The sequence below is a fragment of the Gymnodinialimonas ceratoperidinii genome (genome assembly GCF_019297855.1).
In the GTDB taxonomy this organism is placed as follows: Bacteria; Pseudomonadota; Alphaproteobacteria; order Rhodobacterales; family Rhodobacteraceae; genus Gymnodinialimonas; species Gymnodinialimonas ceratoperidinii.
Map to the genome: position 1 here is coordinate 24,744 of NZ_CP079194.1, position 12,291 is coordinate 37,034.

16 protein-coding genes are annotated in these 12,291 nt (G+C 64.0%); 3 read left to right on the forward strand and 13 right to left on the reverse strand.

From position 1 onward, the window contains the following. Positions 1–68 precede the first annotated feature (68 nt). Complete coding sequence (locus tag KYE46_RS00135; protein ID WP_219002548.1) at positions 69–647, forward strand: Pr6Pr family membrane protein; 579 nt, start codon at positions 69–71, stop codon at positions 645–647. Here KYE46_RS00135 and KYE46_RS00140 read toward each other — a convergent pair whose 3' ends face one another. The 11 genes from KYE46_RS00140 to folK all read right to left on the reverse strand — a co-directional run bounded on the left by KYE46_RS00140 (position 648) and on the right by folK (position 9,243). Next, a complete protein-coding gene (locus KYE46_RS00140; RefSeq protein ID WP_219002550.1) occupies positions 648–983 on the reverse strand; it encodes a DUF1491 family protein in 336 nt (111 codons plus the stop codon). It abuts the gene before it with no gap. Then, the gene (era, locus tag KYE46_RS00145) at positions 980–1,888 is read right to left on the reverse strand and encodes a GTPase Era (protein WP_219002552.1); all 909 of its coding nucleotides are present in this window, start codon (positions 1,886–1,888) and stop codon (positions 980–982) included. Before era ends, KYE46_RS00140 begins: the two co-directional genes overlap by 4 nt. 149 nt (positions 1,889–2,037) lie before the next feature. Next, on the reverse strand, positions 2,038–2,724 hold the full coding sequence (rnc, locus tag KYE46_RS00150) for a ribonuclease III (RefSeq protein WP_219002554.1): 687 nt from the start codon (positions 2,722–2,724) through the stop codon (positions 2,038–2,040). A 5-nt stretch (positions 2,725–2,729) separates the two neighbouring features. Then, entirely contained in the window at positions 2,730–3,509 is a 780-nt protein-coding gene (gene lepB, locus KYE46_RS00155) for a signal peptidase I (protein ID WP_219002556.1), read from the reverse strand. A gap of 159 nt (positions 3,510–3,668) precedes the next feature. Continuing rightward, positions 3,669–4,121: a holo-ACP synthase gene (acpS, locus tag KYE46_RS00160; RefSeq protein ID WP_219002559.1), complete on the reverse strand. Its 453-nt coding sequence runs from the start codon at positions 4,119–4,121 to the stop codon at positions 3,669–3,671. Further along, on the reverse strand, positions 4,118–4,555 hold the full coding sequence (locus tag KYE46_RS00165) for a hypothetical protein (protein WP_219002561.1): 438 nt from the start codon (positions 4,553–4,555) through the stop codon (positions 4,118–4,120). The genes acpS and KYE46_RS00165 overlap by 4 nt, the downstream gene beginning before the upstream one ends. A gap of 14 nt (positions 4,556–4,569) precedes the next feature. Continuing rightward, on the reverse strand, positions 4,570–5,310 hold the full coding sequence (locus KYE46_RS00170; RefSeq protein WP_219002563.1) for a pyridoxine 5'-phosphate synthase: 741 nt from the start codon (positions 5,308–5,310) through the stop codon (positions 4,570–4,572). 6 nt (positions 5,311–5,316) lie between these two features. Then, the gene (locus KYE46_RS00175) at positions 5,317–5,949 is read right to left on the reverse strand and encodes a DUF2062 domain-containing protein (protein ID WP_219002565.1); all 633 of its coding nucleotides are present in this window, start codon (positions 5,947–5,949) and stop codon (positions 5,317–5,319) included. Positions 5,950–6,008: 59 nt separating this feature from the next. Continuing rightward, complete coding sequence (locus KYE46_RS00180) at positions 6,009–8,129, reverse strand: RelA/SpoT family protein (RefSeq protein ID WP_219004956.1); 2,121 nt, start codon at positions 8,127–8,129, stop codon at positions 6,009–6,011. Positions 8,130–8,188: 59 nt separating this feature from the next. Continuing rightward, a complete protein-coding gene (gene rpoZ, locus KYE46_RS00185) occupies positions 8,189–8,542 on the reverse strand; it encodes a DNA-directed RNA polymerase subunit omega (protein ID WP_219002568.1) in 354 nt (117 codons plus the stop codon). Positions 8,543–8,637: 95 nt separating this feature from the next. Further along, positions 8,638–9,243: a 2-amino-4-hydroxy-6-hydroxymethyldihydropteridine diphosphokinase gene (gene folK / locus KYE46_RS00190; protein WP_346345214.1), complete on the reverse strand. Its 606-nt coding sequence runs from the start codon at positions 9,241–9,243 to the stop codon at positions 8,638–8,640. A 104-nt stretch (positions 9,244–9,347) separates the two neighbouring features. Here folK and KYE46_RS00195 point away from each other — a divergent pair, with 104 nt between their 5' ends. Further along, positions 9,348–9,938: a LabA-like NYN domain-containing protein gene (locus KYE46_RS00195; RefSeq protein WP_219002570.1), complete on the forward strand. Its 591-nt coding sequence runs from the start codon at positions 9,348–9,350 to the stop codon at positions 9,936–9,938. A gap of 73 nt (positions 9,939–10,011) precedes the next feature. Here the strand turns inward: KYE46_RS00195 and KYE46_RS00200 are convergent, their stop codons facing one another. Both KYE46_RS00200 and KYE46_RS00205 read right to left on the reverse strand, forming a co-directional pair. Beyond that, entirely contained in the window at positions 10,012–10,617 is a 606-nt protein-coding gene (locus KYE46_RS00200; RefSeq protein WP_247716874.1) for a pentapeptide repeat-containing protein, read from the reverse strand. A 65-nt stretch (positions 10,618–10,682) separates the two neighbouring features. Then, a complete protein-coding gene (locus KYE46_RS00205; RefSeq protein WP_219002574.1) occupies positions 10,683–11,219 on the reverse strand; it encodes a peroxiredoxin-like family protein in 537 nt (178 codons plus the stop codon). A 114-nt stretch (positions 11,220–11,333) separates the two neighbouring features. On the opposite strand from KYE46_RS00205, the gene ispH reads away from it, so the two are divergent. Next, positions 11,334–12,284 carry a 4-hydroxy-3-methylbut-2-enyl diphosphate reductase gene (ispH, locus tag KYE46_RS00210; RefSeq protein WP_219002577.1) on the forward strand — a complete coding sequence of 317 codons (951 nt, stop codon included), beginning with the start codon at positions 11,334–11,336 and terminating at the stop codon, positions 12,282–12,284. The last annotated feature ends 7 nt before the right edge of the window (positions 12,285–12,291 follow it).

Below are 12,291 nucleotides of genomic sequence, written 5' to 3' on the forward strand. Positions count from 1 at the left end.
TCGAAAGAAGCCGTGCCAATGATTCGAATATGTTTCCGGCACTCCCCTTCCAGGCAAGATGGACGGCCATGGCCATCGCCCTCGTCGCGGCGGTTTCCGTAGTGGTCATGTTTTTCTACAACCTCGAGAGCGGCCGATACGGCGACGAGCTCGAGACGATCTGGGGCCTCGCCCGCTTCTTCACGATCCTCACGAATTGCCTGATCGCGGTGACCTTCACCATGGCGGCCGTTCGACGAAACGGCATCAGTTCAGCCTGGGTCGCCGCGCTGACCCTCGCGATCCTTCTGGTGGGCGCGGTCTATCACACGCTTCTGGCGGGGATCACCGTCTTCGAGGGCGTAGGCATCTGGGCCAATCAGGGGCTGCACACCGTCGTGCCGCTTGCCTGCCTGCTCTGGTGGATCGTCTTTGCGCCGAAGCGTCAGTTGAGCTTCCGCGATCTCCCGACCTTCATCGTCTGGCCCTGCGTCTACATTGCCTACGCACTGGCACGCGGCGATGCGGACGGCATCTATCCCTATCCGTTCATGGATCTGGCGGAAAAGACCCCGACAGAGGTCGCGATCAATCTCGCAGGGCTGATGGTCGTTCTTGTGATCGGCGGGATCATCTTCGTCCTGTTTGCCCGCTTCGCGGACCGCTGATCAATCGAGGCCCGGCTCATCGAGCAAATGACGCCCGGCGCGATCTTCCACTTCGATCACCCAAAGATCCGGATCGAAGCTGCGCTGGCGCGTGATTGCGGCGTCGACCTCGGCCTCTGCGCCTTCCGTCAACACCATCCATTCGCGGGCACCGGTCATCGGGTCGAAGCTGCGCTGGTAGAGCGTCGCAGTGCCGTCGAGCGGGGATTGCTTGACCAGCACCGCGCCAGCCGTCGCGTCACCGCGCGCCACGATGAATACCGGGATATCCGCCCCGCGTAGCCGCGCCAGATAGGCGGCGACCCAGAAATCGGCTGTCAGCCGCGGGCCGCTCACGTGTTCCCGTCTTTGAAGTTGAGGCCCATCTCGGAATAACGCTCGGATTCCTCAAGCCAACCGGGACGCACCTTCACCTGCAGGAAGAGGTGCACGGGGTGGCCGACGAACTCCGCGATCTCCTCGCGAGCGGCCTTGGAGACGGCCTTGATCGTTTCGCCCTTCTTGCCGAGCAGGATGCCCTTGTGGCCGTCCCGGGCGACATAGATGACCTGATCGATCTTCGCAGACCCGTCCTTGCGGTTCTCCCAAGCCTCGGTCTCTACCGTCAGCTGGTAGGGCAATTCCTGATGCAGGCGCAGAGTCAGCTTCTCGCGCGTCATCTCGGCGGCGATCATGCGCAGGGGCAGATCGGCGATCTGATCCTCGGGGTAAAGCCAAGGGCCTTCGGGCACCTCCTGCGCCAACCACGCGCGCAGCTGCTCGACGCCGTGGCCCTTTTCAGCCGAGATCATGTAGGTCTCGTCGAAGGGATAGGCAGCGTTGAGGTCCTCGGTCAGCTTCAGGAGCACCGGCGCCTCGACCCTGTCGATCTTGTTGATCGCCAGCGCCACCTTCCGGTCGTCGGTGCGCTCCTTGAGACCGTCGAGAATGGCCTGCACGCCCTCGGTCAAGCCACGGTGCGCCTCGATCAGCAGAACCACAACGTCTGCATCTGCCGCGCCGGACCAAGCCGCGGCGACCATGGCGCGGTCGAGCCTGCGACGCGGGCGGAAGAGGCCCGGCGTATCCACGAAAACCAACTGGCTGTCACCCTCGATCGCGACCCCCCGAATGCGCGCGCGCGTCGTCTGCACCTTGTGCGTGACGATCGAGACCTTCGCGCCCACCATCCTGTTGAGCAAGGTGGATTTACCCGCGTTGGGCTCTCCGATCAGGGCGATGAAACCGGCGCGTGTCGTCATGGGGCGATCCTCAGGATGGGCTGACACGGCCATAGCCGGAAACGGCGCGCGACGCAAAGGGGCGCTTCAACGGCACGGTTGGCGCGTGGGGAGAGGGTGGGATTGAGTTGTATTGGCCAAGATGAAGCAGGAGCGTCGTGCCCAGAGCGTCAGGCAGGGCGCTCGACTTGGGCGAGAAGGGCCTTGGCCGCCATCTGTTCGGCCTGTCGCTTCGCCTTGGCTTCGGCTTCGGCATGCTGTCCGGAGGAGAGCTCGACCCGCACCCGGAACACGGGCGCGTGGTCGGGGCCGGAGCGCGCCACTTCGGTATAGGCGGGGGGCGGCATGCGGCGGGCTTGAGCCCATTCCTGCAGCGCGGTCTTGGCGTCGCGGGCATCTTCCTCGACGCTATCGACGCGCTGCGCCCAGAGCCGGTTGATGAGATCACGCGCGGCGACGAACCCTCCGTCGAGATAGACGGCCGCTATGACCGCCTCCATCGCGTCGCCCAGAAGTGCCATGCGGCGGCGGCCGCCGGCGGACATCTCTGATTTGCCAAGGCGCATGGCGGCGCCGAGGTCGATCTGTCGGGCAACGTCAGCGCAGGTTTCCTTGCGGACGAGTGCGTTGAAGCGCGGGGCGAGCGTGCCCTCTTTGGCGTTTTCGTCGGCGGCGAGAACCGCTTCGGCCATGACGAGCCCCAGAACCCGGTCGCCCAGGAACTCAAGGCGCTGGTTGTCGCCACGGGTGGGCGACGAAAGCGATGAATGCGTCAGCGCGCGCGCGAGCAGGGAGGGGTCGTCAAAGACGTAACCCAGCCGGTCCATGAAGGCCAAAAGCTCCCGCGAGGGTTTCATTGCGATTACTCGATGGCCCGGAAGAAGCGGTCCGAGCGCCATGTCCAGAAGTAGATCATCCGCTGACCGGCAGAAGAGAAGATCACCCGGTCGGCGCGGCCCAGAAGGTTCTCGGACGGGACGAAACCCACGCCCCCGATCGACTGCGGGAAGCGCGAGTCGATCGAGTTGTCGCGGTTGTCGCCCATGACGAAGAAATGTCCATCGGGCACGACGAACTCGGGCGTGTTGTCACCGCGCGAGCCGTCCTGGATGTTGAGGATCGAATGGGTCACGCCATTCGGCAGTTCTTCCGTCGCGCGTTCCTTCGCACAGATGCCACCGGCCCCCACCGGCGCGTTGGCGCAGCGCGGCATGTGCCCCTGTGGGCCCTGGGCCTCGGCAATCTCCTCGAACGGTGCTTCCGGCGTCAGGCGCACGGGCTCTCCATTCAGGTGCAAGACGCCGTCAATGACCTGCACCCGATCACCGGGCAGGCCGATCACACGCTTGATGAAGTCCGTGCCATTCGTCGGATGGCGAAACACGACCACATCGCCGCGTTCCGGATCCGAGCCGAAAATCCGCCCCTCGAACGGGCACATGGAGAACGGGCAGGAATGGCGCGAATAGCCGTAGGCCATCTTGTTCACGAAGAGGAAATCTCCGATCAGCAGCGTATCCTTCATCGAGCCGGAGGGAATCCAGAACGGCTGAAAAAACAGCGTGCGGAAAATGCCCGCGATCACCAACGCCCAAACGACGGTCTTGACCGTCTCCATGACGCCGCCCTCAGATTCTGCCATGGGGCCGCCTTTCCTTGCTACTCTGTTACCTCGGGGCGCATTTGCCCGCGTCACCCCGAACAAGTCAAGCGACAGCACCGGCACGGTGTCTCCGCCCCTCCTTCATCTTTTCGGAAATACGGCGGGGGGGTCGGGGGGCTGGCCCCCCGAAATACCAGGTCAACTCAACTTGCGACGCTCCCTGCGTCCCAGATGCGGCCGCAGCTCTTCCTCTTCAGGATGGAGCGCCTCAATCACCACCATGGCCTGGGCCCAGGGATGATCGTCCGTCAACGTCACATGGATCGTCGCCCCGTAGCCCTCGGGTGTCATCTGGTCGAGCCGTTCGCGCGCCCAGCCCGTCACTTCGACCACGGGTTGCCCGGAGGGGAGGTTCCGCACGGCCATGTCCTTCCACGCGATCCCCATGCGCAGCCCGGTCCCGAGCGCCTTGGAGCAGGCCTCTTTCGCCGCCCATCGCTTGGCGTAAACCGCCGCGGGCTCGGGCATCCGCTCGGCGCGGGCCTGCTCGAGGTCGGTGAACACCCGGTTTCGGAAACGATCGCCAAATCGTTCCAGCGTGCGCTCGATCCGTTCGATGTTCGCAATGTCAGTGCCGATGCCGAGGATCACAGGAGGCTCACAACGCCGGTGGCCTGATTGACGGCAAAGCGGAGCATCCGCCGGCTGCCGTCGGTGAAAGAGACCGGGATCGTCACGATCAGGCCAAGGGAAGCATCATACACAGCCGTGGCCTCGCTCACATAGGCTTGTCCGAAATAGCGGTGGTCGTGGCCTGCGTAGATAGCGGTGCATGTCCTGTAGGGGCCACCCTCCGAGGCGGGGATCGGATGCAGGATGCCGAGGGCCGCGCCGGAGGCCACGTTGGGATCGATGAAGATCTCGAACACGCGGATCGCGCCGTTGGCGAAGGTGCGGGACATCTCCTCCCAGGGCTCGGTGATCGTCAAAGGGGTGAATTCCGGCCCGCAGGGCGCGACCATGAAGGCCTGGGCGGGGGCCCCGAATGCCAGCAGGGCGGCAGTGGCAAGTGATGTAATTCGCATCGGCATCCTCCGGTTCATCCGCGCGCGGTGTCCATGCGCGCGCGCATTTCTGCCATGGCGGCTTCGAGGCCGACGAAGACCGCCTCTCCGATCAGGAAATGGCCGATGTTCAACTCTGCCACCTCCGGCAGGGCCGCGATTGGTGCGACGGTTTCATAGTTCAAACCATGGCCCATGTGCACCTCGAGCCCCAAGTCGACGCCGAGTTTCGCCCCGTCGATCAGCCGTTGAAGCTCTGCGTCGCGGGCGGAAGTGTCGCCCTCCGCGGCGAAGTCGCAATAGGCGCCGGTGTGCAACTCGATCACGGGCGCGCCGATCCGTGCGGCGGCTTCGATCTGGGCGCAGTCGGCGGCGATGAAGAGCGAGACCCGGATGCCGGCGTCGCGCAACGGCGCGATGTACTCTGCCAGGCGATTGTCGTCGCCTGCAACTTCCAACCCGCCCTCGGTGGTCCGCTCCTCCCGGCGCTCCGGCACGATGCAGGCGGCGTGGGGGCGGTGCGAGAGGACGATCCGTTGCATCTCGTCGGTGGCCGCCATCTCGAAATTCAGCGGGATCGAGATCGCCTCCATGATCGCCGCGATATCCGCATCGCGGATGTGGCGCCGGTCCTCGCGCAGATGCGCGGTGATGCCGTCGGCGCCTGCCTTCTCGGCCAGCAGCGCGGCGCGCACCGGGTCGGGCGTCGCGCCGCCCCGTGCATTCCGCAGGGTCGCCACGTGATCGATGTTAACGCCCAATCGCAGCTTATCCATAGCGCCTCACTCTGCCGCTTCCGCTTGCCGGCGGAGCTTGTCCATCTTCTTGCGCAGCCGCGCCGCGCGGTTTTTTTGATAGGCCCGGATGACCGGCACCGTCAGGTAATAACAAATGATGCCACAGATCAGGCCGGGGATGATACCGCCGACGGTCCAGGGCCAGATCACCGTATCCCAGAAGAACTGCAACTCATCCCAGTGGGAGCGTTCATCGGTGAAAAGCGCAATGAAATTGTGCCAAAGGTCGCGCGAGGCGCCGGCGAAGCGGCTGAACAGGCTGTCATTGACCCCGATCGTAGGCCGCGTCCCAAGCAGGAAATGACCAAGGTTCAGCGACAGGGCCGCGATCGGCACGTAGGTGAGGGGGTTGCCGATGAATGTCGCCAGCAGCGCGGCGAAGATCGAGCCGCGCATGACGCGCGCCAGCAAGGCCGCGATAGCGAAATGCAGACCAAAATAAGGGGTGAAGACCGTCACCGCCCCGGCGAAGACACCGCGGGCAATCTGTTCAGGCGTTCCCGGAAGACGCCGCATCCGATGCTTCACATATTGCGCCGCACGCAGCCACCCTCCCCGCGGCCAGAGAGCCTCGAGGATGAATTGATACCACGGTCTGTAGTCGCGGCGTCTGAACACGCGGAGCGCCTCCTCGCGCAGCCCGTCCATAGGCCACGTCTGCCCTAGATATGGACCTCTTAGGGTCTACGGTCCAGATCACGAAACCGATCTAGGGCGGCCACGTCGGAATCGGCCTCGACCGCCATCATCACGGCGTGCAGATGCTCGGCGTCACGCACGTCCATATCAATGAGAAGACGGAAAAAATCCGGCTTCCGGTCGATGAAGTGGAGGTCGGAAATATTGGCATTCTGCTCGCCGATCAGGGTGCAGATCCGGCCCAGAACGCCGATCCCGTTGGAGAGTGTTACCTCGACCGTGACGTTGTGCACGGGCGCGTGGCGACCCTCGGTCCAATGCAGGTCGATCCAACGGTCGGACTGGTCTTCCAGAGCCTCCAGCGCGGGGCAATCGATGGCATGCACGATGGGGCCCTTGCCATGATAGGCGATGCCGACGATCCGCTCCCCGGGGACCGGCTGGCAGCATTGCGCGCGCAGGGTTCGTGCGCCGGGGGGCAAGCCGATGACGGCGCGGGCGCCCTCGACGGCGGCCTCGTCTTCCGTCGCGGCAAGCTCGGGGTAGAGCTCCGTCACCACCTGGCGCGCGCTCAACTCGGCCGAACCGATCCGGGCCAGAACCTCGTTCTCGTCTTCCAGCATCAGCGCCTTGGCGGCCGTCGCCAACGCCTTGTCGGTCGCCTTCTTGCCAACATGCTCGAAAGCCACGCGCGCCAATTCGCGCCCGAGCTTGATGTAGCGGTCGCGATCCACCTCGCGCAGGGACTTGCGGATCGCCGCCTTGGCGCGGCCGGTGGTGGCGATGTCGATCCAGGTCGCCTGCGGGGTCTGACCCTCGGCGGTGATGATGTCGATCGACTGACCGTTCTTCAGCCGGGTCCAGAGCGGGACGCGCAGCCCGTCGACCTTGGCCCCGACGCAGGAATGACCGATCCGGGTGTGAATCGAATAGGCGAAGTCGATCGGCGTGGCCCCGCGGGGCAGCTTCACCACGTCGCCCTTGGGCGTGAAGCAGAACACCTGGTCGGAATACATCTCGAGCTTCACATGCTCGAGGAACTCGTCGTGATCCTCGGCATTCTCGAAGCGTTCGTTCAGCGCCTCGAGCCACTTGGCCGGATCGACTGCGAAGGGGTTCTTGGCGCGCACGCCGTCGCGGTAGGCCCAATGGGCGGCGACGCCGGCCTCGGCCACTTCATGCATTTGGCGGGTGCGGATCTGCACCTCCACCCGTTTGCCGTCGCGGCCTGAGACCGTGGTGTGGATCGAGCGGTAGCCGTTCGACTTCGGCTGGCTGATGTAATCCTTGAAGCGCCCGGGCACCGACTTCCAGCGTTGGTGGATCGCGCCGAGGATGCGGTAGCATTCGTCCTCGGTCGTGGTGATCACGCGGAAGCCGTAGATGTCCGACAGGCGCGAGAAGGCGAGCTTCTTGTCCTGCATCTTACGCCAGATCGAGTAGGGCTTCTTCGCCCGCCCATAGACCTGCGCGCGGACGCCGTGTTTTTCCAGCACGGCCTCGATGTCGTCGGTGATCTTCGGGATCACGTCGCCCGATTCGCGTTGCAGCGTGATGAAGCGGCGCAGGATGGAAGAGCGCGCCTCGGGGTTCATCACCCGGAACGAGAGGTCTTCCAGCTCTTCGCGCATCCAATGCATACCCATCCGGCCGGCGAGCGGCGCGTAGATATCCATCGTCTCCTGTGCCTTCTGGCGCTGCTTGTCGGGGCGCATGTGGCGGATCGTGCGCATGTTATGCAGGCGGTCGGCCAGCTTCACGAGGATCACCCGCAGGTCCTTGGACATGGCCATGAACAGCTTGCGGAAATTCTCGGCCTGCTTGCTCTCGCGGTTGCTGAGCTGCAGGTTCGTCAGCTTGGTCACACCGTCGATCAGCTCGGCGATCTCGGGGCCGAAACGCTCGGCCACCTCGCCATAGGTGGAGCGGGTGTCCTCGATCGTGTCGTGCAGAAGAGCGGTGACGATGGTTGCGTCGTCGAGCTGTTGCTCGGTCAGGAGCGCCGCGACGGCAACGGGGTGGGTGAAGTAGGGCTCACCGGAATGGCGCGTCTGCCCCTCGTGCATCTGCGCGCCATAGGCGAAGGCGTCGCGGATCAACGCCTCCTTGGTTTTCGGGTTGTACGCGCGAATCAGGCTCAGCAGGTCATCGACATCGATGGCATCGTCTGCGCCCGAGGGGCCACCGGCCGAGGCCGGGGAAAGCCCGCTTTCGGCCTTCACTTCTGGCCTTGCGCTTCCATGAGGGCGCGGAGCATCTGCTCTTCGCTCATGTCATCGGTTGCCGGACGATCCTGCTCGACGCCCTGCAGAAGCGCCATGGCGTCTTCTTCCGGCTCATCGACTTCGATCTGGGTCTGGTGCGACTCGATCAGACGCTCGCGCAGGTCATCGGCGCTTTGGGTCTCGTCCGCGATTTCGCGCAGGGAAACAACGGGGTTCTTGTCGTTGTCGCGGTCGATGGTCAGCGGATCGCCGGCGGCGATCTCACGGGCACGGTGGGACGCAAGCATCACCAACTCAAACCGGTTCGGGACCTTATCGACGCAATCTTCAACCGTGACGCGGGCCATGGGGCACTCCAGAGACTAGAAACCATTAGGGGTTAAAGGCGCTACATAAGCACGCAGAGGCTTATTCGCAACCAGATTCGCCCACGTCAGCGCCTCTAGGCGGCCGAAGCGGGTACCGGGGTGATCTGCGCCAGTTCCTCGGCGGGGCGCGCCGCGAGCATTTCCGATACCGAGAGGCCGGTGGCAGGGTCAACCCAATCGGGCGCCACATCGGCCAGCGGGACCAGAACGAAGCCCCGCTCCGCCAGTCGCGGGTGCGGCAGGATCAACTGGTCGGGCACAACCTCCGCAGCCTTCTCGGGCGGCAGCGTTGCCCATTCGGCGCGGGTTGCGGCATCGGGCAGGATCGCGTCGTCCAATCCAATCAAATCAAGGTCCATGACGCGGGCTTCCCACCTGTGGGCGCGGGTTCGACCGAACTCGGCCTCGATCTCGTGCAGCAGCGCAAGCAGGGCTTCGGCACTCTCGCGCCACGTGATCCGCACCGCCGCGTTGACGAATTGCGGCCCCGATCCGGCGGGAAAAGCCGGCGTGTGATAAAGGCCGCTGCATGACGCTTTTCCGCCCACGCGAGCGACGAGCCGCGCCATGGCTTTCGGCACGCTGACCTCGGGCGACACTCCGCCGATCGGCAAGTTTGCCCCCAGCGCGACAAGACCTGTCCTAGCGTCACTTTCAGATAACATTCTTGATCCTGTCATTTTGCCATTACATATAGGCGAGCTACTAGTTGATTGCCCCGGCCATCCCCCGGACTTTTGAAGCAATCGGTTCCATACACTCACTCACGGTCATTGGACACAATATGTTTTACCGGGACGAACGCCTTGCGCTGTTTATCGATGGCTCGAACCTCTATGCGGCCGCGAAGTCGCTAGGCTTTGACATCGACTACAAGCTGCTGCGGTCAGAGTTCATGCAGCGCGGGAAACTGCTGCGCGCGAACTACTACACAGCCTTGCTGGAGAATGATGACTACTCGCCGATCCGCCCGCTGGTGGATTGGCTGCACTATAACGGCTTCAACATGATCACGAAGCCCGCCAAGGAATTCACCGACAGCCAGGGCCGTCGCAAGGTGAAGGGCAATATGGACATCGAGCTTGCCGTCGATGCGATGGAGGCGGCCGAGCACGTCGATCACATCGTGATCTTCTCGGGCGACGGCGATTTCCGCCCGCTGGTCGAGGCGCTTCAGCGCAAGGGGTGCCGCGTGTCTGTGGTCTCCACGATCCGCAGCCAGCCGCCGATGATCGCCGACGACCTGCGTCGCCAGTGCGACAACTTCATCGAACTGATGGACCTGAAGGACGCCATTGGCCGCCCTCCGCGTGAACCGCGTGCCGATTCCTATTCGCAGGACAACGATGAGGATGCGGCCGAGACGGTCGACTGAACATCGGACAAGAGACGCAGCGCGGCGGTTGAAGCTTCACGGCCAGCCGCCGCGCCGCGTCAGCCGCTCTGGCTCAGATAACCTGCAAGCCCAGTTGCCCCAGCAGGTCCGCCGCCTGTGCCTTGGAGATCACCGCGCCCCTCATCCTGCGCGCGTCGGTCAATGGGACACCGCCAAGGTCGGCGCCCCGAAGATCTGCCTTCTCGAACCCGCACTCGGTCAAGCCTGCCCCGCGCAAGGAGCACTCCGTGAAGCCCGTTTCGCGGAAGTCACAGCGTGTCAGGTCCGCCTCGCTCAGGTCGATGCGGGTCAGGGTCATCTTCCGAAACGAGACATTGGCGATGACGGAGAGGTTCAGCAGCACTTCCTCCAATTCCCACCCGATGGCCCGGACGTCCGACAGGTTTGCGCCCGTCATCTTGCAGCCGGCAAGTCGCGCGGACGTCAGCGTTGCGCCCCGAAAGTCCGCGTTGCTGAAGTCGCCGCCGGTTAGCTCCGCCTCCTGCAGATCCGCGCTCAGAAACGTCGCCCCCGCCGCACGGCAGCCGGCGAAGACGGCGCTCTCCAGCACGGCACCGTTGAAGGAGGTGCGTGACAGCGTGCACCTTTCGAACCGCCAGCCCGACAGATCGAGGTCGGAGAGGTCGGCCCCTGACAGATCCTTGCCGTCAAGCGTCATAGGTTCCCCCGCGGCGCAGATGGCCGCGAGGTCAGAGCGGGTCAGTCGGGCCTCCGCCATCGGGCTCAGACTTCGCCGGTATATTCACCGCGCGCGGGGTAGTTCTTCTCGATGGCGAAATCGACCGCCCCCAGAAGCTCGCGGAAATGCGGACGAACGAAGGGCATCGTCTGCACCGACATGTAATACAGCGTGTTGTCCGGGTTGATCAGGAACAGACCCGGCTCCGAGAACAAGGCGGGTTCCTCGATGCCGATGGAGGTCTTTCCCTTGGAGGTCGAGATATAGAGCCCCCATTCACGGGCCTTGGCCAAGGGCAGGTCATATCCGAAGCGCAGTTTCTCGGCATTGATCTTGGATTTCATCTCGGCGGCGCGCTCCTCGCCGTCGCTGGAGATCGCGATGGTCCCGACGCCGCGCTCGGCGAAATCATCTGCCAGCTTTTCAAACTCTTCGAGATACTTCGCGCAGATCGGGCAATGCAGGCCCCTATAGAAGCAGATGGCCGTGCCGCGCGGCGAAGATTCCTCAGCCAGATCAAAGGCTCCCCCACCGACAAGCGGGAGCGAGAGGGAAGGAACGGGTTGGCGTGGCATCAGCATGTTTCGGTTCTCCTTTTGGCTGTCGACGCAACCAAGCACGGCGAGGCCGGAGGTTCCATCTCTTTACGAGGCCAGAGCCACACCTTACCTAGAGCCCGACAGGAGACCCGCACCATGACCAAGCCCCCCCTTACGATCTACCTCGCCGCCCCCCGTGGTTTCTGCGCGGGTGTGGACCGGGCAATCAAGATCGTCGAGATGGCGCTGTCGAAGTGGGGCGCGCCGGTCTACGTGCGCCACGAGATCGTACACAACAAATACGTGGTCGACGACTTGAAGGCCAAGGGCGCGATCTTCGTCGAAGAGCTCTCCGATTGCCCCGACGACCGCCCGGTCATTTTCTCGGCCCATGGGGTGCCGAAATCGGTGCCGCAGGCCGCGCAGGCGCGCGAGATGATTTTCGTCGATGCCACCTGCCCGCTGGTCTCCAAGGTTCATATCGAAGCGCAGCGCCACGCCGAGAACGGCCTGCAGATGATCATGATCGGTCATGCGGGCCACCCCGAGACGATTGGCACCATGGGCCAACTGCCCGAGGGTGAGGTTTTGTTGGTCGAAACCGTCGAGGACGTGGCAAAGGTCGAGGTGCGTGACCCGTCGAAGCTAGCTTTCGTAACGCAAACCACCCTCTCGGTCGATGACACGACCGACATCGTGGCGGCGCTGCAAGCCCGCTTCCCGGCCATCGTCGGCCCGCACAAGGAAGACATCTGCTACGCCACAACCAACCGTCAGGAGGCGGTAAAGGCGATGGCACCGAAAGCCGAAGCGATGCTGGTTGTCGGGGCGCCGAACTCTTCGAACTCGCGGAGATTGGTCGAGGTCGGCTCGCGCGCCGGTTGCGCGTACAGCCAATTGGTGCAACGCGCCTCGGACATCGACTGGCGCGCCTTGGGTGACATCAAGACACTCGGCATCACCGCCGGGGCCTCTGCCCCCGAGGTATTGATCGAAGAGGTCATTCAGGCTTTCGAGGATCGCTTCGACGTCACCCGCGAATTGGTCGAAACGGCGGTCGAAAACGTCGAATTCAAGGTGCCGCGCGTGCTGCGCGAGCCTGCCTGACCCTCGG

What these genes read in the sequence shown, in the direction of transcription:
- KYE46_RS00135 (WP_219002548.1), top strand. Translation starts at nt 69, where the DNA reads ATGGCCATCGCCCTCGTCGCGGCGGTTTCCGTAGTGGTCATGTTTTTC.
- era (WP_219002552.1), bottom strand. Translation starts at nt 1,888, where the DNA reads ATGACGACACGCGCCGGTTTCATCGCCCTGATCGGAGAGCCCAACGCG.
- rnc (WP_219002554.1), bottom strand. Translation starts at nt 2,724, where the DNA reads ATGAAACCCTCGCGGGAGCTTTTGGCCTTCATGGACCGGCTGGGTTAC.
- lepB (WP_219002556.1), bottom strand. Translation starts at nt 3,509, where the DNA reads ATGGCAGAATCTGAGGGCGGCGTCATGGAGACGGTCAAGACCGTCGTT.
- KYE46_RS00165 (WP_219002561.1), bottom strand. Translation starts at nt 4,555, where the DNA reads ATGCGAATTACATCACTTGCCACTGCCGCCCTGCTGGCATTCGGGGCC.
- KYE46_RS00170 (WP_219002563.1), bottom strand. Translation starts at nt 5,310, where the DNA reads ATGGATAAGCTGCGATTGGGCGTTAACATCGATCACGTGGCGACCCTG.
- rpoZ (WP_219002568.1), bottom strand. Translation starts at nt 8,542, where the DNA reads ATGGCCCGCGTCACGGTTGAAGATTGCGTCGATAAGGTCCCGAACCGG.
- folK (WP_346345214.1), bottom strand. Translation starts at nt 9,243, where the DNA reads ATGACAGGATCAAGAATGTTATCTGAAAGTGACGCTAGGACAGGTCTT.
- KYE46_RS00195 (WP_219002570.1), top strand. Translation starts at nt 9,348, where the DNA reads ATGTTTTACCGGGACGAACGCCTTGCGCTGTTTATCGATGGCTCGAAC.
- KYE46_RS00200 (WP_247716874.1), bottom strand. Translation starts at nt 10,617, where the DNA reads ATGACGCTTGACGGCAAGGATCTGTCAGGGGCCGACCTCTCCGACCTC.
- KYE46_RS00205 (WP_219002574.1), bottom strand. Translation starts at nt 11,219, where the DNA reads ATGCTGATGCCACGCCAACCCGTTCCTTCCCTCTCGCTCCCGCTTGTC.
- ispH (WP_219002577.1), top strand. Translation starts at nt 11,334, where the DNA reads ATGACCAAGCCCCCCCTTACGATCTACCTCGCCGCCCCCCGTGGTTTC.